Origin of the sequence: Paractinoplanes ovalisporus, from assembly GCF_016834655.1 — a bacterium.
In the GTDB taxonomy this organism is placed as follows: Bacteria; Actinomycetota; Actinomycetes; order Mycobacteriales; family Micromonosporaceae; genus Actinoplanes; species Actinoplanes ovalisporus.
The window spans coordinates 143,886-167,893 of sequence record NZ_JAENHP010000020.1; the positions used below are offsets into that span (position 1 = coordinate 143,886).

General features: G+C 72.4%; 19 protein-coding genes. 6 read left to right on the forward strand and 13 right to left on the reverse strand.

Annotated features, from left to right (window positions below; translation table 11 throughout):
- Nucleotides 1-144: 144 nt before the first annotated feature.
- The 6 genes from JIG36_RS39530 to JIG36_RS39555 form a co-directional block, all read right to left on the reverse strand.
- Nucleotides 145-375, reverse strand: coding sequence for a TM2 domain-containing protein (locus tag JIG36_RS39530; protein ID WP_203381584.1), 231 nt, complete (start codon nt 373-375; stop codon nt 145-147).
- 180 nt (nt 376-555) lie between these two features.
- Nucleotides 556-2,352: a serine/threonine-protein kinase gene (locus JIG36_RS39535; RefSeq protein WP_307873092.1), complete on the reverse strand. Its 1,797-nt coding sequence runs from the start codon at nt 2,350-2,352 to the stop codon at nt 556-558.
- Between the two features lie 113 nt (nt 2,353-2,465).
- Nucleotides 2,466-4,496 carry a hybrid sensor histidine kinase/response regulator gene (locus JIG36_RS39540; protein WP_236049110.1) on the reverse strand — a complete coding sequence of 677 codons (2,031 nt, stop codon included), beginning with the start codon at nt 4,494-4,496 and terminating at the stop codon, nt 2,466-2,468.
- 68 nt (nt 4,497-4,564) lie between these two features.
- Nucleotides 4,565-5,269 carry an SIR2 family NAD-dependent protein deacylase gene (locus JIG36_RS39545; protein ID WP_203381586.1) on the reverse strand — a complete coding sequence of 235 codons (705 nt, stop codon included), beginning with the start codon at nt 5,267-5,269 and terminating at the stop codon, nt 4,565-4,567.
- Between the two features lie 23 nt (nt 5,270-5,292).
- Complete coding sequence (locus JIG36_RS39550) at nt 5,293-5,592, reverse strand: hypothetical protein (protein WP_203381587.1); 300 nt, start codon at nt 5,590-5,592, stop codon at nt 5,293-5,295.
- Between the two features lie 60 nt (nt 5,593-5,652).
- Nucleotides 5,653-6,471: a DMT family transporter gene (locus JIG36_RS39555; protein WP_203381588.1), complete on the reverse strand. Its 819-nt coding sequence runs from the start codon at nt 6,469-6,471 to the stop codon at nt 5,653-5,655.
- Nucleotides 6,472-6,712: 241 nt separating this feature from the next.
- Between JIG36_RS39555 and JIG36_RS39560 the strand changes: the two genes are divergently transcribed.
- On the forward strand, nt 6,713-7,795 hold the full coding sequence (locus tag JIG36_RS39560; RefSeq protein WP_203381589.1) for a lytic polysaccharide monooxygenase auxiliary activity family 9 protein: 1,083 nt from the start codon (nt 6,713-6,715) through the stop codon (nt 7,793-7,795).
- A 180-nt stretch (nt 7,796-7,975) separates the two neighbouring features.
- Here the strand turns inward: JIG36_RS39560 and JIG36_RS39565 are convergent, their stop codons facing one another.
- The gene (locus JIG36_RS39565) at nt 7,976-8,914 is read right to left on the reverse strand and encodes a ribose-phosphate diphosphokinase (protein WP_203381590.1); all 939 of its coding nucleotides are present in this window, start codon (nt 8,912-8,914) and stop codon (nt 7,976-7,978) included.
- 69 nt (nt 8,915-8,983) lie between these two features.
- Here JIG36_RS39565 and JIG36_RS39570 point away from each other — a divergent pair, with 69 nt between their 5' ends.
- Together JIG36_RS39570 and JIG36_RS39575 are read left to right on the forward strand one after the other, a co-directional pair.
- Complete coding sequence (locus JIG36_RS39570; protein ID WP_203381591.1) at nt 8,984-9,826, forward strand: ABC transporter ATP-binding protein; 843 nt, start codon at nt 8,984-8,986, stop codon at nt 9,824-9,826.
- Nucleotides 9,827-9,942: 116 nt separating this feature from the next.
- Nucleotides 9,943-10,251, forward strand: a complete 309-nt coding sequence (locus JIG36_RS39575) for a hypothetical protein (RefSeq protein WP_203381592.1) — start codon at nt 9,943-9,945, stop codon at nt 10,249-10,251.
- 234 nt (nt 10,252-10,485) lie between these two features.
- Here JIG36_RS39575 and JIG36_RS39580 read toward each other — a convergent pair whose 3' ends face one another.
- The 5 genes from JIG36_RS39580 to JIG36_RS39600 all read right to left on the reverse strand — a co-directional run bounded on the left by JIG36_RS39580 (nt 10,486) and on the right by JIG36_RS39600 (nt 19,443).
- Nucleotides 10,486-11,487 carry a fructosamine kinase family protein gene (locus JIG36_RS39580; RefSeq protein ID WP_236049146.1) on the reverse strand — a complete coding sequence of 334 codons (1,002 nt, stop codon included), beginning with the start codon at nt 11,485-11,487 and terminating at the stop codon, nt 10,486-10,488.
- A gap of 170 nt (nt 11,488-11,657) precedes the next feature.
- Nucleotides 11,658-12,311, reverse strand: coding sequence for an ABC transporter ATP-binding protein (locus JIG36_RS39585; RefSeq protein WP_203381593.1), 654 nt, complete (start codon nt 12,309-12,311; stop codon nt 11,658-11,660).
- Nucleotides 12,312-12,322: 11 nt separating this feature from the next.
- Complete coding sequence (locus JIG36_RS39590) at nt 12,323-15,334, reverse strand: FtsX-like permease family protein (RefSeq protein ID WP_203381594.1); 3,012 nt, start codon at nt 15,332-15,334, stop codon at nt 12,323-12,325.
- On the reverse strand, nt 15,331-18,366 hold the full coding sequence (locus JIG36_RS39595) for an FtsX-like permease family protein (protein ID WP_203381595.1): 3,036 nt from the start codon (nt 18,364-18,366) through the stop codon (nt 15,331-15,333). The genes JIG36_RS39590 and JIG36_RS39595 overlap by 4 nt, the downstream gene beginning before the upstream one ends.
- Nucleotides 18,367-18,444: 78 nt before the next feature.
- Nucleotides 18,445-19,443: a magnesium transporter CorA family protein gene (locus JIG36_RS39600; RefSeq protein WP_203381596.1), complete on the reverse strand. Its 999-nt coding sequence runs from the start codon at nt 19,441-19,443 to the stop codon at nt 18,445-18,447.
- Nucleotides 19,444-19,479: 36 nt separating this feature from the next.
- On the opposite strand from JIG36_RS39600, the gene JIG36_RS39605 reads away from it, so the two are divergent.
- Nucleotides 19,480-20,193, forward strand: coding sequence for a nicotinamide mononucleotide transporter family protein (locus JIG36_RS39605; RefSeq protein WP_203381597.1), 714 nt, complete (start codon nt 19,480-19,482; stop codon nt 20,191-20,193).
- A gap of 7 nt (nt 20,194-20,200) precedes the next feature.
- On the opposite strand, the gene JIG36_RS39610 is transcribed toward JIG36_RS39605, so the two are convergent.
- Nucleotides 20,201-20,449, reverse strand: a complete 249-nt coding sequence (locus JIG36_RS39610) for an SCO4226 family nickel-binding protein (RefSeq protein ID WP_203381598.1) — start codon at nt 20,447-20,449, stop codon at nt 20,201-20,203.
- An 84-nt stretch (nt 20,450-20,533) separates the two neighbouring features.
- On the opposite strand from JIG36_RS39610, the gene JIG36_RS54425 reads away from it, so the two are divergent.
- Nucleotides 20,534-23,236, forward strand: coding sequence for an ATP-binding protein (locus tag JIG36_RS54425; protein WP_203381599.1), 2,703 nt, complete (start codon nt 20,534-20,536; stop codon nt 23,234-23,236).
- A 227-nt stretch (nt 23,237-23,463) separates the two neighbouring features.
- On the forward strand, nt 23,464-23,901 hold the full coding sequence (locus tag JIG36_RS39620) for a MarR family winged helix-turn-helix transcriptional regulator (RefSeq protein WP_203381600.1): 438 nt from the start codon (nt 23,464-23,466) through the stop codon (nt 23,899-23,901).
- Nucleotides 23,902-24,008: the final 107 nt, after the last annotated feature.

Below are 24,008 nucleotides of genomic sequence, written 5' to 3' on the forward strand. Positions count from 1 at the left end.
GCGACGGTGGGCGGGACCGGCGACCGTCACGGCGGGGATGCGGGGCGGCCGGCGATCCGAGCGGAGACGTGGGGGCCGGAAAGCGACGCGCCCGGGCTTGCGCGGTGAACGCGAACCCGGGCGCGGTGTAGCCGTGAAGCTGGGTCAGCGCGCGAGGGCGAGACCCTTCTTGTCGGAGAACTTGCCGACGATGATCATGATGAAGTCGATCAGCGTCCAGACGCCGAAGCCACCGAGGGTGATCAGCATGAGGATGCCGGTGCCGATCTTGCCGACGTAGAAGCGGTGGGCGCCGAGCACGCCGAGGAAGAAGCTGAGCAGCAGGGCGACGATCCAGGACTTCTGGCCGGTCGCAGCAGCGGTCGTGGCAGTCATGTCTATGTCCGTTCTCAAAGTCAGCATGGAAAACCGACGCACAGTAGCGAACGTCGATCTCGCTGCACAACAGATCTCGGCCATGTTTTTCGCGCCGTCGAACGCCGAGCGCCCAAGCCGCCGGCAGTGCGCTGTGCCCGGGGGGAAGCGCGGTCGACGAGATGTGCGCGCCGCCGCCGGTCACCAGGTGAAGCTTTCTCCCCGGGACTCGCCGGCCAACGTGCGGCCGTCGCGGATGTAGCTGAACGAAACCACCACCGAGTAGGTGTGGCCGCGCTCTGGCTTCACTGCGGCGGGTCCGCAGTTGCGGGTGGCCAGCGGGTCGCCCTCGAAGTTCAGGTTGTCGCATGTCTTGGGGCGGCCCACGGTGCGGCCGGACGCGCTCTCGCGCACGGCCACGGTGATCCGCCCCCGGGCGCCGCCCTGGCCGGTCAGCGAGGCCTGGTAGCGGATGTCGCGGCCGGTCATGCGGCACGGCTTGGCGACCACGCCGGTCTTCGTCCGCCAGTCGACCGCCACGCCCTGGTCGCACTGCCAGTCGCCGTACGGCTGGGCCTCGGGCTTCGGGGTCTTGGGCGGTTTGCTGCGCGTCGGTCGCGGCGGGGCGGGCTCATCCCGTACGGGGGAAGGGGTTGACGTCGATTTGGTGGTGGGTGCGGGCGTGTTGAGGGGCCGGGAATTGCCGGTCAGGGCGCGACCGGAAGCCTGGGTGGTGGCTTTGCGCTGGGCAGCGCCCGAAGCCGGCGCGGGGGACGCGACGTACGGGGCGGGAGCGGTGACCACCTGCGGCGCGGCCAGATCGGTGGGCTCGCCCGAGTCGCGGCCCATGTTCCAGGCGGTGGTGGCGACCGCCGAGGCGACCATCGCGCCCGCGATCACCGACATCGTGATGCCGGGGCGGGCCCAGCGGTGGCTCGGCACGGCGTTGCGCCGCTCGGGACGGCGCGGCGCGGGGACGATCGAGTCGGGGTGCGGCGGCAGCAGGGGCTCGGAGCGTACGGGCTCGATGGCGGGCTGCAGCACCGGCGCCTCGCGGGACGGCTCGACCAGCGACTCGATGGACGGCGCGGGCAGCGCGGGCACGTCGGCGAAGCGGCGGGCGGCGTCGGAGAGGTCGGCCACCAGCTCGGCCGCGGAGGGGCGTAGGCGCGGCTTCTGGGCCATGCACGCCATGATCACGTCCCAGACCGGGCCGGGGATGCCGGGCCGGCGCACCGGGTTGCCCTCGCAGTGCCGGCGCATCAGGTCGGGGATCGAGTCGCTGAGGTACGGCGGATGGCCGCTGACCAGCTCGTAGAGCAGCACACCGAGCGCATAGACGTCGGTCGCGGGGCTGGCCGCCGACCCGTGGAACGCCTCCGGCGACATGTAGTGCGGGGTGCCCACCACCGCGTTGGGTGTGGTCATGCTCGGCGTGTTCAGGATGCGCGCCACGCCGAAGTCGGTGAGCCGGGTGTCGGGCCGGCCGTCCGCGGTGGCGAGCAGGATGTTGTCGGGCTTGAGGTCGCGGTGCACCACGCCCAGGTCGTGGGCCTCGGCCAGGGCCGCCGCGACCTGGGCGGTGAGCCGGGCCGCCTCGCCCGCGGGCACGGTCTGCTGAGCGCGCAGCAGGTCACGCAGGCTGCCCCCGCTGACCAGGTCCATCACCAGGCCCAGGGTCTCGCCGACGCTGAACAGGTCGCGGGCCCGCACGACGTTGCGGTGCCGCAGCATCCGCAGGATCGAGCGTTCCTGCACGAAGCGGGTGACCAGCTTGGGCTGGCGCAGCAGGCTTTCGTGCAGCAGCTTCACGGCTACCGACTCGCCCGAGGCCCGATCGAGCGCCTCCCACACGGTGCCGGTGGCACCCTGGCCGATCGGGCGCTGCAGCACATACGAGCTACCGACGAACCGCCCGCTCAAGTCCATGGTCGACGTGCCGTACGTGTCGGCGCGTACTCCGACGCTCGACCGATCCGACGTGCGATCCTGGGTCACCAGACAGGTCCTTCCGAAGCGGACAGTGCCCCGGAATACTGCGTTTTGTCCGGATCAGATCGCAAGCCTTTGCGCCCGGTTTCGCACCTTCGGTCGGAGTCGCGGAATCCCCGTTACTTGGCGGTGGCGCCCTCGTTCGAAGGTTGTGTCCCCGCCAGCGTGCGGATCGCCCCGAGCAGCGTCGAACGGGTGAACGGCTTCTCGATCAGCATGCTGTTGTCGTCGAGGTGCAGCTGCGGTCCCAGCGACGCCGCGGTGTAACCCGACATGTAGAGAACCGGCAGGTCGGGGCGGTGCGTCCGCAGCGCGGCGGCCAGTTCGGGGCCGGTCATCGTCGGCATGACGACGTCGGTGATCAGCAGGTCGGGATGCTGCCCGGCGGCCACCAGGCTCACGGCCTGCAGGGTGTCGGTGGCGACCGTGATGACATAGCCGGCGGGCTCGATCAGGCGCTGCACGAGCTGCGCCACCTCGGGCTGGTCCTCGACGATCAGGACCCGGCCGATCACGGTCGGCGCGCCCTGGCGGCCCACGGCCGAGGCCGTCTTCTCCTCGGCGGCGGGCAGGTAGAGGTGGACCGTGGTGCCCATCCGCGGCTCGGACTCCAGCTCGATGTGGCCGCCGATCCCCTGCACGATGCCGGCCGTGGTGGCCAGACCCAGACCGGCCGCGGTGGGCCGGGTGGTGAAGAACGGTTCGAGCGCGCGCTGGCGTACCTCGTCGGTCATGCCCACGCCGGTGTCGGTGATGACGATGTGGACGAGCCGGCCCGGCGGCACCCCCTCGGGGCCCTTCCCGGGCTCGATCGTCTCGTTCATCGCGGCCACCCGCAGCATGCCGCCGTGCAGCATGGCGTCGCGGGCGTTCGCGGCCAGGTTGACCAGCGCCTGCTCGAGCGGGCCACGTTCGGCGCGCACCGCCCAGACGTCGGGGCCGAACGCCAGGTCGAGGCCGATGTGCTCGCCGAGCGTACGGGAGAAGAGGCTCTGGACGTCGGTGAGCAGGTCGGGGATCGGGATGATCTCGGGCCGGTTGCCGTCGCTGCGGCCGAACGCGAGCAGCTGGTGGGTCAGCGACCGGCCGGTGCCGACCGCCTCCAGGATGTCGGTGGCCAGCCGGTGGTGCTGGCTGCCCTCCTCGGCCGACGACGAGATCATCTCGGCCGAACCGCCGACCACGGTCAGCAGGTTGTTGAAGTCGTGCGAGATGCCGCCGATCAGCTGGCCCAGGCTGTCGAGCCGGCGCAGGTGGTCGAGCTGGCGCTTGAGGCCACGGGCGTCGATGTGGTCGGTGGTGTCGGTGACCATGCAGACCACGCCGGTGAACTCGCCGTGATCGCCCATCAGCGGCATCATGCTGATCCGGACGCTGCGCTGCGAACCGTCGGCCCGCATGAGCCGGGTGCCGCCGACCGTGGAGCGGCCCTCGCGGCACTCGTTGATCCGGCGGTTCAGCTCCTTCTGGCCCTGGTCGTTGAGGAAACCCCGGAGCGAGACGCCGACGAGCTGCGAGCGCGGCATGCCGAGGACAACACCGATCGGTTCGTTCGCGTACGTCACCACGGCGTCCGGATCGAGCTGGAGCACACCCTCGGGGATCGTCTCGAGAACCCGGCGGTACCGCTCCTCGCTGGCGCGCAGCCGTTCCAGGGCCCGGGCGCTCGAACAGGCCAGGGCCAGCTCGCCGGCGATGTCGCGGGCCAGCTCGACCTCGGCCGTGGAGTAGAACGAGCCGGGCGCCTCCCGGGTCAACACCAGATAGCCCGCGTACGTGTTGTCGACGATCACCGGGCACAGGACGGCCGAGTGGATCTCGTGTTCCTCACCCGCCAGCGGCTCGACGCCGTCGCCCGCCAGCACGATGGGCCGCCGGCTGGCCGCCAGCGCGGTCGAGAAGTCGTCGTCGGGGAGCTGGTCGACGTGGTCGAGCACCCGCGACAGCGACGCCGACCGCTCGTCGTCGATGTGGTGGTACGTGATCGAGTCGTAGCGGCCGTCGTCGCGCAGCAGCTGCACGCCGGCGCCGTCACCGATCATGTCGGCGGCGGCGCGGGCGGCCGTGGACCGCACGGCCGCCGGATCGTTGGAGACCCGGCTGAGCGCCAGGGCGAGATCGGCAAGTGCGTACCGGAGGGGGTAAGCCATGACACCCATGACGACATGATCCGCGCCGCACGAGGTGCGTGGTGCCTATTCGCCAGGTTTGCAACCATTCATCTGATGATCTGCGGGAGCACTCCCGCCGCGGTGCCGCGCAGGGTGACCGTGCAGATCGGGTCGAGCGGGGTGGGCTCGGGATCGACCTGTATGACGGTACCGCCCATGCGGGCCGTCACCTGGGGAATCTCCGCGGCCGGGTAGACCACGCCCGACGTTCCGACGGTGATCAGCACGTCGGCGTTGGCGGCGGCCTCCACTGCCTTCTCGAGGGCGTCGACGGGAAGCGCCTCACCGAACCAGACCACTCCCGGCCGTACGGGGTTTCCGCAGCTCTCACACGCAGGCGGGTCCCCTTGCGCTCCCTGCTCGGCCGGGGCGGCGCACGCCGAGCAGCGTGGTGCGAACAGGCTGCCGTGGAGGTGGACCACATTTTTGGAGCCGGCCTGCTCGTGCAGGTCGTCGACGTTCTGCGTGATCACGGTGGCATGCTCCAGGCGGGCGATCGCCTCGTGGCCGGCGTTGGGGCGTACGCGCCGGGCGAGCTCACGGCGCCACTCGTACCAGCCCCAGACCAGGGCCGGGTCGGCCGCGAAGGCCTCGGGTGTGGCGAGAGCCTGAGCGTCGTAGCGCGCCCACAGTCCGGTCAACGCGTCCCGGAACGTGGGCACACCGCTCTCGGCCGACATGCCCGCGCCGGTGAAGACGACGAGCCGTTCGGCCCCGGCGATCAGAGCCGCCGCGCGTTCGAGGGATTCCATCGGGCAAGTGTGCCGGTCGGGCCTCAGGGCCGGTTCGGGCGGTCATCCTTCAGGTAGCGGTGGTAGAGGAAGCGGAACGGCCAGGACACGATCCTCAGCACCGCCGCGAACAGGCGGTCGACGATCGGGTCGACCACCCGGTCCACCGCCCGGTCGATCCGGCTCTTCACCGCGCTGATCGGATAGACGATCAGCAGCGCGAGGGGCCAGATCCCGCAGCTCACAGCCGTCGCCGCGATATGGACGAAGATCGGGATGCCGATGAACTCCCGCTCGAGGAAGGAGGGCTCCGGCTCCGGCCGACGGGGCGGGTAGGGCTGCACAACCTCGTACCGTAAAGCAGCTTGTCAATCCCTTCCATCGACTGCCGGCAATTCATATCCTCATGACGCCAGGGCGTGCTCGGCACGGCGGGCACGCACCGGCCGGGCCTGCTCCCGTGCCAGCGTCACGACGCCGGCGGTCAGGACCACGACGCTCGCCAGCGCGACCACGACCCCGGTCGCGCCGCCCTGGAAGCTCTGGCCCAGCAGGACCACGCCGATCACGGCGGCCGCCACCGGGTTCGCCACCGTCCCGACGGCCAACGGGGCGGCCAGCCCCACCCGGTAGGAGCGCTGGGTGAACCAGACGGCAGCGACGTTGAGAACCAGGACCGCGGCCACCCCGGCGACAATGCTCGCCAGGCCGGCGCCGAGCCGCAGGGTGACCGCCTGGGTGAGGGCCGACGCCACGCCGAAGCCCAACCCGCCCACCGCGGCGGCGCCGAGACCGGGAAGCCGCGGCTGCAGCGCGGCCCAGCCCATCACGGCGGCCGCGGCCAGGAACACGCCGGCGCTCTCGCGCACCGTGAGCGCCTGACTCGACGATCCGGTGACGACGAGCAGGGCCACCAGCGCGCCGGTGGTCAGCGCCGTGCCGACGAGCTCGGCGCGGGTGACCCGGCGTCGGCCGACCGCCGCGGCCAGGGGAACCGCCGCCACCAGCGTCAGCGCGCCGAGCGCCTGGACCAGGGTCAGCGAGCCGTAGCGGAGGGCGACCACGTGCAGCACCGCACCGGCGCCGTTCGCGCCCATCCCGAGCCACCACCGCGGATCGCGCAGCAACGCGCGCATCGAGGACTGCGCCACCCGCTGCTGCATCAGGGCCCCGGACGCGTAGGCCACGGCTGACAGGACGCACAGGGCCACCGCGGTAATCATGGTGACCAGCCTTGTCCGCGAACGCCCGCGGCACATCTACCGAGAGCAGTAAACCGACTACGCCCGTTGCAGTAGTCGCCGCTCGCCATCTACTCCTTTCGGCCGATCAGTATTGACAAACATCAATTCTGTGCGACCGTGTTACGACACCCGCCGGTGTTTCTCGGGAGTTGAGGGCAGCTCCCGCCGGATCCCCTGGCCTGTCCACCGGGCCACCGACCCATGCGGAGCAAATGCCCTCATGAAACGCAGAATGTTGTTCAGTGCGGTCGCCGGCGCTCTCCTCGCCGGACTCACCGTCCTCTTCGTGCCCGCTTCCCCGGCCAACGCGCACGGCAACGTCACCGGCCCGGCCTCCCGCAACTACGGCTGCTACGAGCGCTGGGGCAGCAAGTTCCAGGACCCCACGATGGCCACCGAGGACCCGATGTGCTGGCAGGCCTGGCAGGCCAACCCCAACGCGATGTGGAACTGGAACGGCCTGTTCCGCGAGGGGGTGGCCGGTAACCACCAGGGCGCCATCCCGGACGGCCAGCTGTGCAGCGCCGGCCACACCGAGGGCGGGCGTTACAACGCGATGGACACCGTCGGCGACTGGAAGGCGACCAACGTCGGCAACAGCTTCAACGTGAAGTTGTTCGACGGGGCGCGGCACGGTGCCGACTACATCTGGGTGTACGTGACCAAGCCCGGCTTCAACCCGGTGACCCAGGCGCTGAAGTGGTCGGACCTGACGAAGGTGTCCGAGATCGGCAACACGCCGGCCGCGCAGTGGACGCAGCGCAGCGACGGCGTCGAGATCGACATCCCGGTGTCGCTGTCGGGGCGCAGCGGGCGGGCCATGGTCTACACGATCTGGCAGGCCAGCCACCTCGACCAGTCCTACTACTTCTGCAGTGACGTGAACTTCGGCGGGACGACGACCACTCCTCCGACCACCCCGCCGACGACGCCCCCCACCACGCCGCCGACGACTCCGCCGACCACGCCTCCCACCACGCCGCCGACCACCACGCCCCCGGCTTCCGGTGCGTGCTCGGCAACCTATGCGCTGAGCAGCCAGTGGTCCGGTGGCTACCAGGCTGACGTCAAGGTGACCGCGGGCTCGGCGGCCATCAAGAGCTGGACGGTCACTCTGTCGTACGGCAGTGCGCCCGCGGTCCAGCAGTCGTGGAACTCGACCGTGTCGGTGAGTGGCAATTCGCTGGTGGCCCGGAACGCCACCTACAACGGCGCCTTGGCGGCCGGAGGCACCACGAGCTTCGGCTTCATCGGCACCGGAACCGCGGCCACGCCCACGGTGACCTGCGCCGCGACCACCTGACCGGAGGCTTCCCCGGCGCCGGCTCTGGCGCCGGGGAACGTCAGCCGTTACAGTGATTTGGGAGCGCTCCCAAGGCGCTCGACCCGGCGAAAGGAGCACGGCTCGACCGGCGGATCACACATTTAGGGCTGCGGGGGACGGAGTATCTGCCCTCCCCGTCCCCCGTTCTAAATCCCCCCGCTATGCGAACAGCGCGCTGACCGACTCGCCGTTGTGTATGCGGCGCATCGCCTCGGCCAGTGCCGGCGCCACCGACAGGATCGTCAGCTTGTCGGTCCGGTTCCGTACGGGAATCGGCACTGTGTTGGTGCAGACGATCTCCTCGATCTCTTTCTCCTCCGAGAGGCGCCGCACCGCGTCGGCCGCGAACAGGCCGTGCGTGCAGGCCACCCGGACGCTGCGGACGTTGCGCTCGCGCAGACGGTCCAGCAGCTCGAAGACCGTGCTGCCCTTGGCGATCTCGTCGTCGAGCACGATGACGTCGCGGTCGGCCACCTCACCGATGATCGTGCTGATCACGACCTTGTCGTCGGCGAAGCGCTGCTTGGCGCCGGCCGCCACGTCGACCCCGAGCAGCCGGGCGAACGCGGCCGCCTCCTTGGCGTTCCCCAGATCGGGCGACACGACAACGGTGTTGCTCAGGTCGTACCCCCGGAAGTGGCGGGCCATCTCCTGCAACGCGTGCAGGTGGTCGACGGGGATGTTGAAGAAGCCGTGCACCTGCGGCGAGTGCAGGGTCATGGCGAGCACCCGGTCGGCGCCCGCGGTGGTCAGCAGGTCGGCGACCAGGCGACCCCCGATCGAGATGCGCGGGGCGTCCTTCTTGTCGGAACGGGCGTACGCGTAATGCGGCAGGACCACCGTGATGCGTCCCGCCGAGGCACCGCGCGCCGCGTCGAGCATGAAGAGCAGTTCGACCAGATTTTCCTGTACGGGCGGAACCAGCGGCTGGATCAGGAAGACATCCCGCTCCCGGCAGTTGGCCTGCAGCTGCACCTCGATGCAGTCGTTGGCGAACCGGGACGTACGGGTGGGAAGCAGCGGCACACCCAGGTGCTCGCAGATCTCGGCGGCAAGGTCGGGATGGGCGGATCCGGAGAAAACGGCAATGTCGCGCACGTACCTCACCTTAAAATGCGGCACCCGTACGGGTCTGCACCGGGAGTGCCAAACCGCTAGCGTGATCGCATGAACGGACTTGCCGTGGCCTGCCGGCGCGTGGTGCACATCTACCGCGCCGAGGCCGGCGACGTGGTGGCCCTGGCCGGCGTCGACCTGTCCATCGCGCCCGGTGAGACGCTCGCGCTCGTCGGCCCGTCCGGCTCCGGCAAGTCGACGCTGATCGCGCTGCTGGCCGGGCTGATGCGTCCCTCGGCGGGCCGGATCAACATCGGCACGTACGACATGGGCAAGCTCTCCGACGGTGAGATCTCCCGCCTGCGGGGGACCGAGATCGGCGTGGTCCTGCAGGGAGCGGCGCGCAACCTCCTTCCGTACGCGTCCTTGCACCGCAACATCTGGCTCGCGCAACGCCGTGCGGCGCACACCCGCGGCATCCAGCTCGACGACCCCGACCGCATCCTCGACCTGGTCGGGCTGCCCGGCCAGGGGCGGCAGAGGCTCAGCGACCTGACTCCCGGCGGCCGGCAGCGCGCCGCCCTGGCCGTCGGCATCGCCACCGGGCCCGGCCTTCTGCTCGTCGACGAACCGACCAGCCGGCTCGACACCGCCGGCCGCGACGAGGTGCTGGCCGCGATGGAGACGGTGAACGCCGAACGCCAGACGACGATCGTGGTCGTCACCCACGACAACGAGGTGGGCGCCCGGCTGGGCCGCGCGGTGACGATCCGCGACGGCCGGGTCGGTGCCGAGGGTCGCGACGGCCAGGATTTCGCGGTGGTCGCGGGCGACGGCACGGTGCAGCTGCCGCCCGAGGTGCTGGGCAGTTATCCGCCGGGCACGCTGTTCACGGTGCAGCACATCGACGGCGAGGTCACGCTGGTGCCCGGCGGCACCGAGCAGGTGCCCTGAGGTCTGTGCCGCGGCGTTCACCCCTTCGACGGAACGGTGGAACATTCCGGGTGGGCGGGTTCTCGAACCTGGCAACCGGCCCGGAGCCCTGGGCCGCATCCCACAGGAGGGTCTCCATGGATCCGATCACTCTCAGCGTCATCTTTGCGGTGAAGGCGTTCGCGGCCAAGGCCGGCGCGGCCAAGGCGGCCGCGGTCGGTGCGAAGGTCATTGCCGGTCACTCCGGTGCTACGGCCGCGGCCGCGCATGGCGCTGGGGCGGCTTATGCGGCGGGCGGAGTTCCGGCGGCGGCCGCGTATGCCCAGCAGGCCGCCGTCGTCGCTGGTTCGATTGCGGGTGTCGCGGCCGGCGCCGAGGCCTACGCGCAGGGCAAGCGGGTCCGAGGTGTGTCGGGCATCGTGTCCAACGCCCACCGTCTCCTCTAGCGGACGGCCTTCCGCTGACGCACGCCACGGAACAGGTCCCCGCCGCACGCAGCGGTGGGGACCTGTTGGCGCCGCGTGCGGCCGGTTTGTCGGCTGCCCGGGGAAGAGGCGTCGTATTCGGCGGACAGCTCGCCCAGCGCTGACAGGGAACAGCGCGGGGCAACAACGGAGACGGCGCGGGACGACGGGGACAGCGCGGAGACGACGGGGCCAGCGCGGGGCGACGACGGTCGATCAGGGGCTGGGGCGGAACGGTGCCAAGGTCGCGCGGATTGTCTTGGCGGCGCCCCAGTCGTCGTCGAACTGGGCCAGGACCGCCAAGTGCTGCCGCAGCTGGATTATCGGCATGCGGGCCCGCCAGTCGTGGTCGAGGTCGGTCAGCTCGGCGTAGACGTCGAAGAACCGCTGCGACTCCGGTGGGGGCGCCGTGGTCCAGAGGTGGGCCAGGTCCACTTCGGCCCATGTGTAGGAGACGGCAGGGTCGATCAGTGCCGCTCGGCCGTCGGGAGTGGCCATGACGTTCTGGCACCACAGATCGCCGTGGGTCAGGCAGGCCGGCCGCGGGGGCAACAGCTCGGGGAGACAGTCACACAAGCGTTCCAGCGCAGCGCGATCGGCGGGTTCGAGTGCGGCCTCGACGCGGGGTTCGGGGAGCCAGCGCAGCAAACGGCGTTCGGCGAAGAAGGCGAAACCGTCGTCGGCCCACGTGTTGACCTGCCGGCGGCGGCCCAGCCAGTTGTCGCGATGCCAGCCGAAGCGGGCGTGGACGGTGCTCGTGTGGAGGTGGGCCAGCGCGTGGGCGAACTGCTCCCAGAAAGCCTCGCTGTGTGGCCTCGGCTGCAGGAGCGACAACACAAGCAGTTCCTGGTTCGCCACGATCACGTCGGGTGTCGTCAGCCCGCCGAGCTCCCGCAGGGCCGCCAGCCCCTCGGCCTCCGCGACGAAAACGTCATCGCCCGGCACTCCAGACGCGACGAAAACGTCACCGCCCGGCACTCCGGACGCGACGAAAACGTCATCGCCCGGCCCTGCGGACGAGGCGGCAAAGGCACCACCGGCGAGTAACGCGTCACCATCCGGCGCCTCGGCGAACGCCTTGACGAAGACCGACAGCGCGTCCCTGCGGTGGGCTATCCCGGCGAGCGCGGCCAGCCCACCGCTCACCTGCTCGACGGAGACGACGTCGCGGATCCCCGCCCGCGACAACCGTTCCGCCAGAAAAGCAGTCGCGGCCATCAGCAGTGCTCTCCTCCGGTCGGGCACAACGTCGAACGGGGCGACGGCGCGGCCGGGGCGCACGCCACGACCCAACCGACGGGTACGCAAAACGTCAAACGCGGCGCCACGACCGGGGCACGCGCCGCACCCAAACCGCCAGGTGCGTGAATCCCGCCGGGGCGCGGCAGCTACGGCCGCACCCAGTTGGCCTCGCCGTCGCCCAGGTGGAGTTCGCGGTCGCACGCGGCGGCGGCCTCGGGGTCGTGCGTGGCGAAGACGACCGCCGCGCCCCGGGTCGCCTCGGCCCGCAGCAACTCCATCACGCGCTGGCGGTTCGCGGCGTCCAGTTCGCTGGTGATCTCGTCGGCCAGGAGGATGTCGCCCTGAAGGGCCAGGCCCCGGGCGATCGCCGTGCGCTGTTGCTGGCCGCCCGACAGTTCCTCGATCAGCTGGTTCGCCTGGCCCGACAAGCCCAGCGGCTCCAACGCCTCGGCCGTACGCCGTCGCGCCTCGGCCGCCGTGCCGCCGGTGGCTATGACCGCGACCGAGATGTTCTCGGCGGCGGTCAGGATGGCGGCCAGGCCGTTGTCCTGCGGGATCAGCACCACGCCGAGTTTGACCGCCTGGTCGCGGCCGGTCAGGCGTTCCCCGTCGACCAGCACCTCGCCCGAGACCGGCGTCAGCAGGCCGGCCATCGCGCTCAACAGGGTGGTCTTGCCGGCGCCGGACGTCCCGGTGACCGCCAGGATCTGGCCGGGGCGGGCCTCCACCGTCACGCCGCGCAGCACCGTCAGGTCGCTGTCCCAGGCGAGGTCGGCGCCGGCGACGCTGAGTGTCTTCATCGAGGTCTCCCCTAGGGCTTGATTCGGCTACGGAGATCGCGGCCGGTGGTCAGGGCGACCACGGCCAGCACCAACAGGACCAGGGCGGCCGCGCCGGCCAGCACCAGCACGCGTGGCCACGACGGCAGCGGCAGGGCGGCCGGATGGATGCCGGCCAGCGGCAGGGCCCAGCCGGTGGCGGCCCACCCGGCCAGCGCGGTGACGACCCCGACCAGCGAGGCTATGCCGACCAGCGCCGGATAGGTCCACAGGGTGGCCCGGCTCGTAGTGGCGCGGCCCAGGCCCTGGATGCGGAGCGCGGTCAGGTCCTCGACGCGACGGGCCCGGTCGACCGCCGCTGCCAGCACGAGGGCGAAGGCGCCGAGCAGCACGGCCAGCCCGCCGGCGATCAGGTGGAACCAGAGCGCCAGGGCCGGGCCCTGCTGGGAGAGCTGGCTGTGCACCTGGGCGGCCCGGGCGTCGGAGAGGACGGTCAGGCCGGCCTCGGTGAGCCTCTCGTCGATGTCGGGCGGGGCCTTGTGGTTGAGCCACACCTCGGGCAGCAGGGCCGGGGCGGCGTCGATCGCGAGCCGGTCGGCGTATTCGAGGTCGACCAGGGTGGCGCGCTGACCGAGACGGGGCACGGCGGAGAGGCCGGCCGCATCGTCGACGGCGAAACTGAAGCCGTCGAGGCCGGTCAGCACGTCGCCCGAGGGCGGTCGTCCGGCGTACGCGATGGGAAGGGGATAGGGCGTGTCGACCGGGTGCAGCCACGCGCCCTCGGGGAGCTCACCGGGCGCGTCGATGTCGACCCGCAGCCCCCCGGGAGCCGAGCTGACCCGCCCGAAGCTGGGCATCCGCCAGCGGCTTGGGTCGGCGAGAACGGCCGGGGTCACCGTGTCGCCGGGCGCGCCGCTGGTCACGCTCTCGATGGTCAGGTGGCCGGTCACGCCGACCACCTTGTCGTTGACCATGAACTGGAGTCCGCTGATGCGGCAGCCCCGGGAGCAGGCGGCGACGTTCTGCTCGTAGGTCCACTCGCCCGGGCGCAGGTCACCCAGGCTGACCAGCGCCTCGCCCTGGTCGGCGAGCGACGACACGACGACGTTGAGCCGGAGTTCCTTGCCCTTGATCACGTCACCGGCGGTGGCCTTGATCTTGAGGTCGGGCCCGCCGATCACCATCGGCGGCGGCGCGCCGGGCCGCAGCTCGTGGGCGACCTCCTGGGCCGAGGGGCCACCCGCGGGCCAGCTCGCCACGGCCGCCAGCCGGGTGGTGTCGGCGGCCAGGCCGACCGGTTCGGCGCTGTCGCCGCTGCGCAGGCGGGTGGTGGCCATCGCGAAACGGCCCTCCGGATCCACTTCCCGCACGGCGTGCAGCAGCTGGCTGCGGAAGACCGGCTCGACCTGGATCACCCGGGCCGCGCCGACGCCGAGCTCGGACTGCACGACCCGGCCCCGGGCGGCCACGTCGACCGCGCAGGTCGCATAGGCGGCGACGGCCACCGTCGCGACCAGCAGCGCGAAGAGCCGCTGGGCGCCGGGGCGGCGGGAGAGCTGGAAGCCGGCCAGCGCGGGCCCGAGACGGCCGGCCGCGAGGGCCCGGGTGGCATAGCGGGTGACCAGCGGCAGCAGGGCCCGCGCGGAGAGCAGGGCCAGCGCGAGCATGACGAACGCGGGGGCGAGCAGGCCGACGCCGGTGAGCGATCCGCCCGAGACGGCCAGCTGCACCGCGCAGACCACGGCGAGCAGGATGACCACGGCCTCGACGGCGATCGCGCGGGGGCCGTTGACCCGCACCGGGTTGCGGCGCAGCAGGGTGGCGACCGGGCTGAGCAGCTGGCGGCGCTGGGCCAGCACGGCCGCGGCGAGGGCGGCCAGCGCGGCGAACGGGGCATAGCGCAGGGAGGCCCAGCCCGGGTCGGCGCCGACTCCGGGGAACCGGGCCGCGGCCACGGCGTTGACCAGCAGCTGCCCGGCGAGGCAACCGGCCACGGCGCCGGCCAGGATCGCGAACAGGTTCTCGCCGGTCGCCAGCCACCACCGGTTCCACCACCGCGAGCCGCGCAGCGCGACGACCGCGAGCTCGGACTGGCGGCCCTGGGTGCCGTAGCCGACCGCGAGGAAGATGCTGAAGCAGGCCAGCAGCACGAGCGGGACGGCCAGCACCGGGACCAGCAGGTGCGCGGCCTCGCGACCCGACTCGATGCGCTGCAGCAGATAGGGGATCTCGGTGTTCACCTGCAGGTTGGGGCCGATCTCGGTGGCCTTGCGGGTGAGCGCGAGCAGGCCGGCGTCCAGCGTGCCGAGGTTGTCGACGTCGAGCGCGTCGGCGCCGGCCGTGCCGTCGATGGTCAGGTCGGTCATGCCGTGGTCCATCGTGGCGAACGTGGTGGAGCCGGTGAGGATCGGCTCGGTGGGCCCGCGGGCCGGGATCGACGTGAAATAGCCGTGCGAGCCCCAATAGGGGTCCGCGGTGTCGTCGACCTCGTACGTCCCCGCGATCACCAGCCGCTTGGGCACACCCTTCGGTTCCCAGTAGGGGTCGTGCGGGTCGTCGACGAACGCGGCGAAGGTCAGGGTCACCGCGTCGCCCGCGGCCAGCCCGGCCCGGCGCGCCGTGGCGGCCCCGACGATCACGTCGTCCTCGCCGATCAGGCAGCGGCCGCTGACGATGCGGACGTTGGCGCAGGCGTCCTGCCGGAACACGAGCCGGCTGGGATAGACGGCGTCCTTCTCGAGGCCCACGGTCGGGAAGGACGACCCGTAGACGTACGTGAAACCGGGCAGTTCGACCAGTGCGGCGCCCACGTTGGCGAAGTCGGGCGCGCCGCTCTGGACCCGGTTGTCGACGGTGCCCGCGATCACCACGCCACGCTCGGCGGCGGTCGAGGTGGCGATCTGACCGGCGGCGATCGCGCGGTCGATGGCGGTCAGGTAGGCCGGTGAGGCGACCGCCGACGCCACCGCGAACAGGGCCAGCAGCGCGAGCGTGACGGCCTGCCCCCGACGCGTCCAGATCATCGCGAGAACGAGCTGGATCATCGGCCGGCCCCCGTGAAGCCGGCCCCCGTGAAGCCGGCGCGCAGGCCGCGGATCAGCGGCAGCACCGAGAGCCACCCGACCAGCCCGAGCACCACCAGGGACACCGCACCCGCGATCCCCAGCGCCGGCCAGCCCAGGGCGCCGGGTGGGGGCAGCACGTTCCAGCCGTCGGCGAAACCGCGCACCGCCACCCGGGCCACGGGGTTCGCGATCGCCGCCGCCACCAGCCCGGCGATCAGACCGGTCACGATCAGGACCGAGGTTCCCGCGTACGCCGTCCCGACCGCGGTGTCGAGCGGGAGCCCCTGACGGCGCAGTGCCCGCAGCTGCTCGAGCCGGCCGCGCCGGTCGACGGCCCCGGCCACCGCGATGGCCGCGGCCGCCAGCAGCAACCCGACCACACCGGCGACCATGCCGAAGCGTGTGATCGCCGAGGGCGCCTGCCCGGCGAACTGGGCCGACCGCCGGGCCGCCGTCTCTTCCCCGCTGATCGTCAGCCCGGCCCGGCGCAGCGCGTCGACGGTCGCGGCATCGGCCCGCGGCGACAGCCAGACCTGGAACCGCCCGGGAGGGTTGGCGTCACCGGCGATCCGGCGGCTGGTCTCGAGGTCGAGCAGCACGCCACCGCGGCCCAGCACGGGCAGCACCCCGGTCGTCCCGGCGATGCGCACCGGCACCGGCTGGACGCCGTAGGAGCCCAGCCAGGGCTCGTCGAAGCGCCAGTCCTCGGGCATCGCGCCGGCCATCACGACCGGCGGCGGCACGGCCGCGTCGACGGCGAACACCTGGCTGCCGATGTCGGGGTTGCCGGCCTTGTTGGGGTCGGCCGCGATGCGCAGCGTGCCGTCGCCGGCCGCGATGTCGAGCGCCGCGCCGACCGTGCCGGGCCGCCAGCGCGCGATGTCGCCCAGCTGCGCGGCGCCCAGGATCTCGACCGGCGAGCCGGTCTGGGTGAGCGCCCGCACCGTGACCGCGCTTCCGCGCGGGGCGGCCAGAAGGTCGCCGTTGCGCTCGGGCGGGCTGCTCAGCACCCAGCGCAGCAACCGGCAGCCCTCGGCGCAGCCGGTGACCGCTGCCGTGAGGGTCTGTTCGCCGGGGCGCAGCGTGGGGAACTGCACGGCCACGCCGGCGCCGCTGCTCTCGTTCTGCAGGGCCAGGCCGAGCGCGGCCGGGGCGCGGCCCTCGGAGCGGACGCGCACGGTGAGCCGGTCGCCGGTGATCGGGGGCACGGGCGACGGACCGGGGCTCTCGGCGGTGGCCGCCGCCAGCAGACCCACCGGGCCGAACTCGGGACGCCAGTAGGCCACCGAGGCCAGCCGGGAGCTGTCGACCGCGAGCGTCGGCGGGGTGCTGCCGGTGTCGATCACGGCCGCCATCGCCTTGTCGCCCTCGGGGTCGGCGGCGCGGACGGCCCGCAGCAGCGTCGTGCGGTTGGCCGCCTGCACGGTGAGCACCCGGTCGGCGCCCAGCTCGGCCCCGCTGCGCTCGGCGCGGGCGGCCACGTCGCCGCGCCACAGGCCCAGCGTCGTCGCGAACAGCGCGACCGCGACGACCACGAGCGCGAACACGCGGTCGCTGCCGGGCTGCCGGGAGACCTGCACCGAGGTGAGGCCGAGCCGCAGATGACCCGTACGCATCGCCACGCTGCCGCCCCGGTCGGCGATCCGCCCGAGCAGGCGGGCCAGCAGCAGTGCCACCGCCAGCGCGACCAGCGCCGGGGCGGCCGCCGCGAGTCCGCTGCCGGGCGCGCTCGACCGGGCCTGATAGACGGCGGCGACCGCGATCGCGAGCAGCAGCAGGTCGGCCAGGCCGGCCCGCCAGTCGCCGCGGCCCGAGCCCACCTGGCGCAGCAGCTCGGCGACCGGCTTGCGCAGCACCACGCCCTCGACCGCGGCCAGCACGAGCAGGCCCCCGGCCAGCACGGCCCCGACCGCGGCGAGCGAGAGCAGCAGCGCCTCGACGCGCTGGGCCGGGGCGACGACCGGGCCGGAGAGCCACCGGGCGAGCAGATAGCCGGCCGGCAACCCGGCCAGGGCGCCCACGGTCAGCGGCAGCAGATGCTGACCCCAGGCCAGGCGCAGCATCGCCGACCGGGTGCTGCCGCGCAGTTTCAGCAGGGCCGCGTCGCCGCGCCGGTCACGCCCGGTGTAACGGCCGGCCAGCCCGATCGCGAACCAGGTGAGCACCAGCGTCTGCAGCATGGCGACGACGACGCCGAGGCGGATCTCTTCGCGGTCGTGGTTGATCGCGGTGAGCAGCGGGCCGCTCGAATTGACCAGGCGCAGACCTGAGGCGGCGAGGCGGTATTGGGCCTCTTGCAGCGCCGGGCCCAGCCGGTAGCCGCCGTCGCCGCGCAGCAGGGACTCGGGCAGGGTCAGGTCGAACGCGACGGTCGGCTGGGCGAGCTCGCGCCGGCGAAACGTGTCGAGCGGCGTGAAGGCCGGATCGAGCCCCTGTTCGGCCTTGAACAGAGGGTTGTTCCAGTAGGGCCCGGTGGCGTCGGCGTACGTGTAGCGCGCGACCACCGTCAGGCTCACCGGGTCGGCGTTCTGGGAGGCCCGCAGCGTCAGGGTGTCGCCCGCGGTCAGGCCGAGTTGCTGGGCGGCGGCGGCGCTGATCGCCGCCTCGCCCGGTTGCGACGGGCAGGGGCCGTCGAGCCTCAGGTGGTCGCAGAAGCCTTCGCGGTAGGCCACGCTCATGCTCGGTGTGGCGCCGCCGGCCCGGACGCCCAGGGGCAGGGCGAGGCCGGTGATCGGGTCGGCCGAGGGCAGCGGCAGCTGCCCGCGCACGGTCGACTCGAGCTGGTCGAGCGCGGCCTGCGGGTCGCCCTCGATGGTGGAGATCTGCTGCACCGAGACGGTCCGCTGCTCGTTGGGGGCGGCGGCCACGTCGGCGGCGGCGGCCCGGTTGATGCTCGCGTAGGCGAACCAGGGCCCGGCGGCGGCCACGGCGGCCGCGAGCGCGGTGAGCACCAGCACGGTGAGGACCTGGGTGGTGCGGGTGCGCACGGCACCCCAGATGAGCGCGAACATCCACCCTCCCCCCCGCTGGATTGCTCCGGAGGTTACGCCACCGGTGATGCTCGCGGGGGGCCTGTGGACAACCGTGGTTCAGAGCCAGCCGCGCCGCTTGAGATAGAGGTAGAGCCCGACCGAACCGAGCACGATCAGGGCCGAACTGACCAGGAATCCCGACAGCTTCTCGTAGCCGGGGTAGGGCAGGTTCTGGCCGAAGTAGCCGGTGAGCGCGGTCGGCACGGCCACGATGGCGGCCCAGGCGGCCAGCTTGCGGGTGGTGTCGTTGAGCACGTTGCCCTGCTCGGCGGTGTCGGCCTGCAGCAGCGAGTCGATCCGGTCGCGCAGGTGCTCGACCTCGTCGAGGGTGTGCTGGGCGTGGTCCTCGACGTCGCGGTAGTAGGGGCGCAGGTTCTGATCGACCAGCCCGAGGTCGGAGCGCATGGACTGGCCGACCAGCTCGGGCATGGGTGCGACCGCGCGGCGCAGGGCGGCCAGCAGCTTGCGCTGGTGGATCCCCTTCATCCGGACCGCCCGGGGCGCGCCGCCCTCTTCCAGGAGCGCGTCCTCGACCTGGTCCATCGCCGTGTCGAGGCGCTGGGTGGCCGCATATTGCCCGTCGACCACCACGTCGAGCAGGCCGTAGAGCAGGAAGCCGACGCCGTCGGCGGCGTCCAGATCGGTCTCGGCCTCCCATCGGTCGACGAACTTCGACGTGTCGCTGGGAGACTTGCGGACCGTGATCAGGGCCCGCGGCGTGACGAAGGCGCTGATCTCGGTCTTGCCGAAGCGCGTCTCGGAGTCCTTGGTGGCGATGTCGACGGCGTACACGTTGAGAAAGACGTGGTGCGGGTAGCGGTCGAGCTTGGGCCGTTCGTGGTCGGTCATCGCGTCCTCGACGGCGAGCGGGTGCAGCTCGAACTCCTTCGCGACCAGTTCCAGGTCGCCCGGCTCGGGGGCGAACAGGTCGAGCCAGAGCACCGCGCCCGGGTGCTTGGCGAGCAGGCCGGAGACCTCGTCGTAGCCGAAGTCCTGGGCGATCACCTTGCCGTTCTCATAGAGACGGGTGGCGGTCGGGCACGAGGGGGACGTCACGTACCCACTATGCCCCCGCCCGGCCTACGCTGAACCGTGACCTGGCTCGACCAACTGCTGACCACGTTCTACACCGCCAAGTGGCAGGTGACCGCGGATCAGGCGATCTATTACCGCGAGATCGTCGGCAACGCCTTCGGCCTCGGCTCGGCGCTGTTCGGCCTGCGCCGCAGCGCCTGGGCGTGGCCGGTCGGCATCGTCGGCAACGTGCTGCTGTTCACGGTCTTCATGGGCCAGGCGGTCGGCAACGACCAGGGCACCCCGCTCTACGGCCAGGCCGCACGACAGGTCTTCTTCCTCGTCGCGAGCGTCTATGGCTGGTGGCGGTGGAACACGAACCGGCGCCGTACGAAGGGAATCGCCGTTTCTCCCCGATGGGCGACGCCCCGGCAGCGCCTCTCCTACGGCGTGCTGGCCCTGGCCGCGGTGGCGCTCTGCTTCGTCGTGTTCCGCGAGATCGGCGCGGGCTTCCCGGTCCCGTGGTGGTACTACCTGGCCGACTCGTGGATCTTCGTCGGCTCGATGCTGGCGACGTACGCGATGGCCCGTGGCTGGGTCGAGTTCTGGCTCTGCTGGATCGCCGTCGACCTCGTGGGCGTCCCCGAGCTGCTGCACTTCGGCTACTACCCGTCGGCCATCCTCTACGCCGTCTATGCGGGCTTCGTCATCTGGGGCTTCGTCGTCTGGCTGCGCATCTCCCGCGAGCCGGAAAGGCCGCCCGCGCTGGAGCAGGCGGCCCTTCCGGTCTAGCCCTTTGCTAGACCTCGGTGGAGAGTTCGTAGATCTCGGTCGTCGGGTGGCCGGCCCGCTCGTGCACACGCATGACGGCCTCCTTGCTGGGGCCGCTGCTGAGGCAGAACACCTTGCCCGCCTCGGGGTCGAGCCAGGCCCGTTCGAAGTGCACGCCCTCGTCCCCCTCGATCTTGAGATCGGCCTCGTGCGCCTCGTTCAGCTGCTCGGCCGTGACGCCGTGGAATCCGCTGTGTACGTCCATGAATTTCGCCATGCCCCGAGAATCGTCGCGGCCGGGGCGTCGGACATCGGTCAGACCACCTACGGAGGCCCGTTTCCCTGACCTAAAGTTCCGGGCGTGGTGGCCAGCCCCGTGCTCGTCGGCCGGCAGGACCTGCTCGCCCTCGCCGACCGGCGCCTCGCCGCGCCCACCGGCGAGCTGCTGTTCCTGGCCGGTGAGGCCGGCATCGGCAAGACCCGGCTGCTCACCGAGATCACCCGGCGGGCCCGGGCCGCGGGCTATGCGGTGGCCGGCGCCGGCGCCGCGCCCGGCGACATCGAGGTGGCCGGAGGGCTGCTGGCCGACCTCGGCGCCGAACTGCGCCGCGACCCGGCGACCACGGCGGTCGGCGCGCGGCTGACCGAGCGCCTCCACGAGCTGGTCGAGGGTGACGCGGCCCGCCGGCGCCGGCTGCTCGTGGCCGACCTGGCCGAGCTGATCGCCTTCCCGGCCGGCCCGACGCTGCTCACGTTCGAAGACCTGCACTGGGCCGACGATCTGACGCTCGACGTGCTGGCCCGCCTGGCCCGGCTCGCCGCGTCGGCCCGGCTGATGCTGGTCGGCACCTACCGCTCCGATGAGCTCTACCCGCGCGTGCCGATGCGGCAGTGGCGTACCCGGCTGCTCACCCAGCGGCTGGCCGAGGAGGTGCGGCTCCCGAGGTTCTCGGCGGCCGAGACCGCGGCGACGGCGGCCGCGATCACCGGCGCCGGGCTGGCCACCTCGGCCGCCGAGGCGTTGCACGCCCGCAGCGACGGCATCCCCCTGCACGTCGAGGAGTTCCTGGCCGCGCCCGGCGCGGTGCCCGACACGCTGGCCGACGCCGTGCTGGCCCGGGCCGAGCAGCTGAGCCCGCCGACCCGGGCGCTGGCCGAGGCGGCGTCGGTGCTGGGCCGCTCGTTCGACCTCGACCGGCTCACCACGATCACCGGTGAGGCGCCGGCGGCGGTCGACGACGGGCTGCGCGAGCTGACCGGAAGGTTCTTCGTCCGCCCACGGCCCGACGGCGAGGGGTACGACTTCCGGCACGCCCTGATCCGCGACGCGCTCTACGCCGAGATCGCCCCGCACCGGCGCCGCGGCCTGCACGCGGAGGCGGCCGCCGGTCTGCCCGACGCGCTGGCCAGCGACCACTACGAACGGGCGGGGCGGCCGGACGAGGCGTTCCGGCACGCGCGGGCCGCCGCCCGGGAGGCGGTCGCGATGTCGGCGCACCGCGAGGCCGCCGAGCTGTACCGCCGGGCGCGGCGCACCTGGCCGGCCCGGCTGCCCGACCACGACCGGGCCGGGCTGCTGGCCGCCCTGGCCCGCGAACTGGCCGCGACCGACGAGAACGAGGAGGCCGCCGCCTGCTTCGCCGAGGCCTACGCCGTACGGCGGGAGCTCGGTGACGCCGCCGGGGCCGCCGCGCTGGTCCCCGACTGGGTGGCCGTGCGGCACCTGCTCGGCGCGAGCCTGGAGGAACGGGCCGGGGCGCTGCGCGAAGCACTGCCGCCGGCGGCCCGGCCCGGCGAGATCCACGCGGCGCTGTCCGCGGCGTACATGCTGGACCGCCGGCTCACCGAGGCCCTGGAGCACGGCGAATCGGCCCGCGAGCTGGGCGTCGGCGACGGCGTCGACTGCGATCTGGACGCGACGGTGGGCTCGGTGCTGCTGTTCGCCGGCCGCATGCGGGAGGGCACCGGACTGCTGCGCGACGCGATCACCCGGGCCGCCGGGAAGCGGTTCGAGGCCCAGGCCGCCCGGGCCTTCCGGATGCTCGGCTCCTCGATGTCGGTGCTGGTCGAGTACGACGAGGCGGCGCGGGTCCTGACCGACGGGATCGCCTACGCCGAGCGGGTCGAGCAGTTCAACGACCGGCACTACATGGCGGCCCACCTGGCCCACGTGCAGTGGGCCACCGGCGACTGGGCGGCCGCCGGGACGACCGCGCGGCAGGCGCTGGCCGACGGCCGGGGCGGCATCACCACCGAGATCACCGCACGGCACGTCCTCGGATATCTGGCGCTCGGCCTGCAGGCGTACGGGGAAGCGGTCTCGCACCTGGAAACGGCCGAGAGCCTGGCCTCGGGCATGCGCGAACTGCAGCGCCTCTCACCCGCCTGGTGGGGGCTGGCCGAGGTGGCGCTGGCCCGGAACGATCCGGCCGGGGCGATCGCGCGGTGCGAGCAGGGTTACGCGGCCTCGGCGGCGGTGCGAGATGCGGCATACCTTTTCCCGTACGTCGTCACGGGCGTCCGCGCCTACCTGACCGCTTCGGGCGCGACCGCGGCCCGAGGGTGGCTCGACCGCACGTCGGAGCTGCTGCGGGAGCGGGGCATCCCCGGCACCCTGGGTGCCCTCGACCACGCCGAGGGCCTGATCCAGCTGCACGAGGGCCAGACCGGCAAGGCCCGTGACACCCTGGCCTCCGCCGCCGCCTCCTGGTCGTCCCGCCGCCGTTTCTGGGAGGGCACCGCCGTCCAGCTCGATCAGGCCCGCTGCGCCACCCGTTCCCGCCGCCCGGCCGAGGCCGCCGTCTTCCGGGCCGCCGCCACGCACGCCTTCACCCTCGCCGCCGGGCAGGCCCCATCGACCCCGCCCGTGACACCGGTGGCGACCGCCCTGTCGACGCGCGAGCTCGAGGTGGCCCGGCTCGTGGCCGCGGGGATGACGAACCGGGAGATCGCCGCCGCCCTGACCATCGCGCCCAAGACAGCCGCCGCCCACGTCGAGCACATCCGCACCAAGCTGGGCGTCTCGCGCCGCGCCCAGATCGCGACCTGGGTCGCCGCCCGCTAGCACATCCGCCCCGGCCGCGGGCGTTGTCCACAGACAGGAGTTGTCCACAGGGCCCACGCTCTGCACCCGCATTGATCAGCATTCCCCGCGACAATGGCTGAGGGGGCTCCCCCAGTGGAGGGTGGGCCCCTGGGGTGATCGTTGATCTTGGAGTGGTGATCAACGGCGTCGGGTGCAAATCAGTTAGGGCGTTGACAGTTAGAGCTCTAACGTTTAGCTTTCTAAGCATGGACGCACCACGGTTGACCACCTCGCTCGAGCTCCTCCGCTGGATCGGATGGGCTCAGCGCAAGGCGGCCGAGGACTGGGTACGGGAGCGGGAGCTCAGCTTCGAGCAGAGCTTCGTGCTCGGATACCTGGGACAGAACCCGGGCGCGATCCAGCGGGACATCGCCGAGATCACCCGCACCAGCGCCGCCAGTGTGTCGAGTCTTCTGCAGGGGCTCGAACGCCGCGGGCTTGTCGAGCGCCGCACGGAGCCCGGCAACGAGCGCAGCAAACGCGTCTACGCGACGCCGGCCGGCAGCGAGCTGGTCGCGGGGTTCGAGACGGCGATGAGCGATGCCGACGAGACGATCCTGGCGCCGCTCGACGACACCGAGCGCGCCACCCTCCAGGCCCTGCTCCAGAAGATCACGGCGGAACTGCCCCACCCGACCCGCTAGACGCCAGGCCCCGCACCAACCCACCGCGACGGCACCGGCCGCCGCGCGGAAATAGCTAGACGCCAGGCCCCGCACCAACCCACCGCGACGGCACCGGCCGCCGCGCG

What these genes read in the sequence shown, in the direction of transcription:
- JIG36_RS39530 (WP_203381584.1), bottom strand. Translation starts at nt 375, where the DNA reads ATGACTGCCACGACCGCTGCTGCGACCGGCCAGAAGTCCTGGATCGTC.
- JIG36_RS39540 (WP_236049110.1), bottom strand. Translation starts at nt 4,496, where the DNA reads ATGGCTTACCCCCTCCGGTACGCACTTGCCGATCTCGCCCTGGCGCTC.
- JIG36_RS39545 (WP_203381586.1), bottom strand. Translation starts at nt 5,269, where the DNA reads ATGGAATCCCTCGAACGCGCGGCGGCTCTGATCGCCGGGGCCGAACGG.
- JIG36_RS39555 (WP_203381588.1), bottom strand. Translation starts at nt 6,471, where the DNA reads ATGATTACCGCGGTGGCCCTGTGCGTCCTGTCAGCCGTGGCCTACGCG.
- JIG36_RS39560 (WP_203381589.1), top strand. Translation starts at nt 6,713, where the DNA reads ATGAAACGCAGAATGTTGTTCAGTGCGGTCGCCGGCGCTCTCCTCGCC.
- JIG36_RS39570 (WP_203381591.1), top strand. Translation starts at nt 8,984, where the DNA reads ATGAACGGACTTGCCGTGGCCTGCCGGCGCGTGGTGCACATCTACCGC.
- JIG36_RS39575 (WP_203381592.1), top strand. Translation starts at nt 9,943, where the DNA reads ATGGATCCGATCACTCTCAGCGTCATCTTTGCGGTGAAGGCGTTCGCG.
- JIG36_RS39580 (WP_236049146.1), bottom strand. Translation starts at nt 11,487, where the DNA reads ATGGCCGCGACTGCTTTTCTGGCGGAACGGTTGTCGCGGGCGGGGATC.
- JIG36_RS39585 (WP_203381593.1), bottom strand. Translation starts at nt 12,311, where the DNA reads ATGAAGACACTCAGCGTCGCCGGCGCCGACCTCGCCTGGGACAGCGAC.
- JIG36_RS39590 (WP_203381594.1), bottom strand. Translation starts at nt 15,334, where the DNA reads ATGATCCAGCTCGTTCTCGCGATGATCTGGACGCGTCGGGGGCAGGCC.
- JIG36_RS39595 (WP_203381595.1), bottom strand. Translation starts at nt 18,366, where the DNA reads ATGTTCGCGCTCATCTGGGGTGCCGTGCGCACCCGCACCACCCAGGTC.
- JIG36_RS39610 (WP_203381598.1), bottom strand. Translation starts at nt 20,449, where the DNA reads ATGGCGAAATTCATGGACGTACACAGCGGATTCCACGGCGTCACGGCC.
- JIG36_RS39620 (WP_203381600.1), top strand. Translation starts at nt 23,464, where the DNA reads ATGGACGCACCACGGTTGACCACCTCGCTCGAGCTCCTCCGCTGGATC.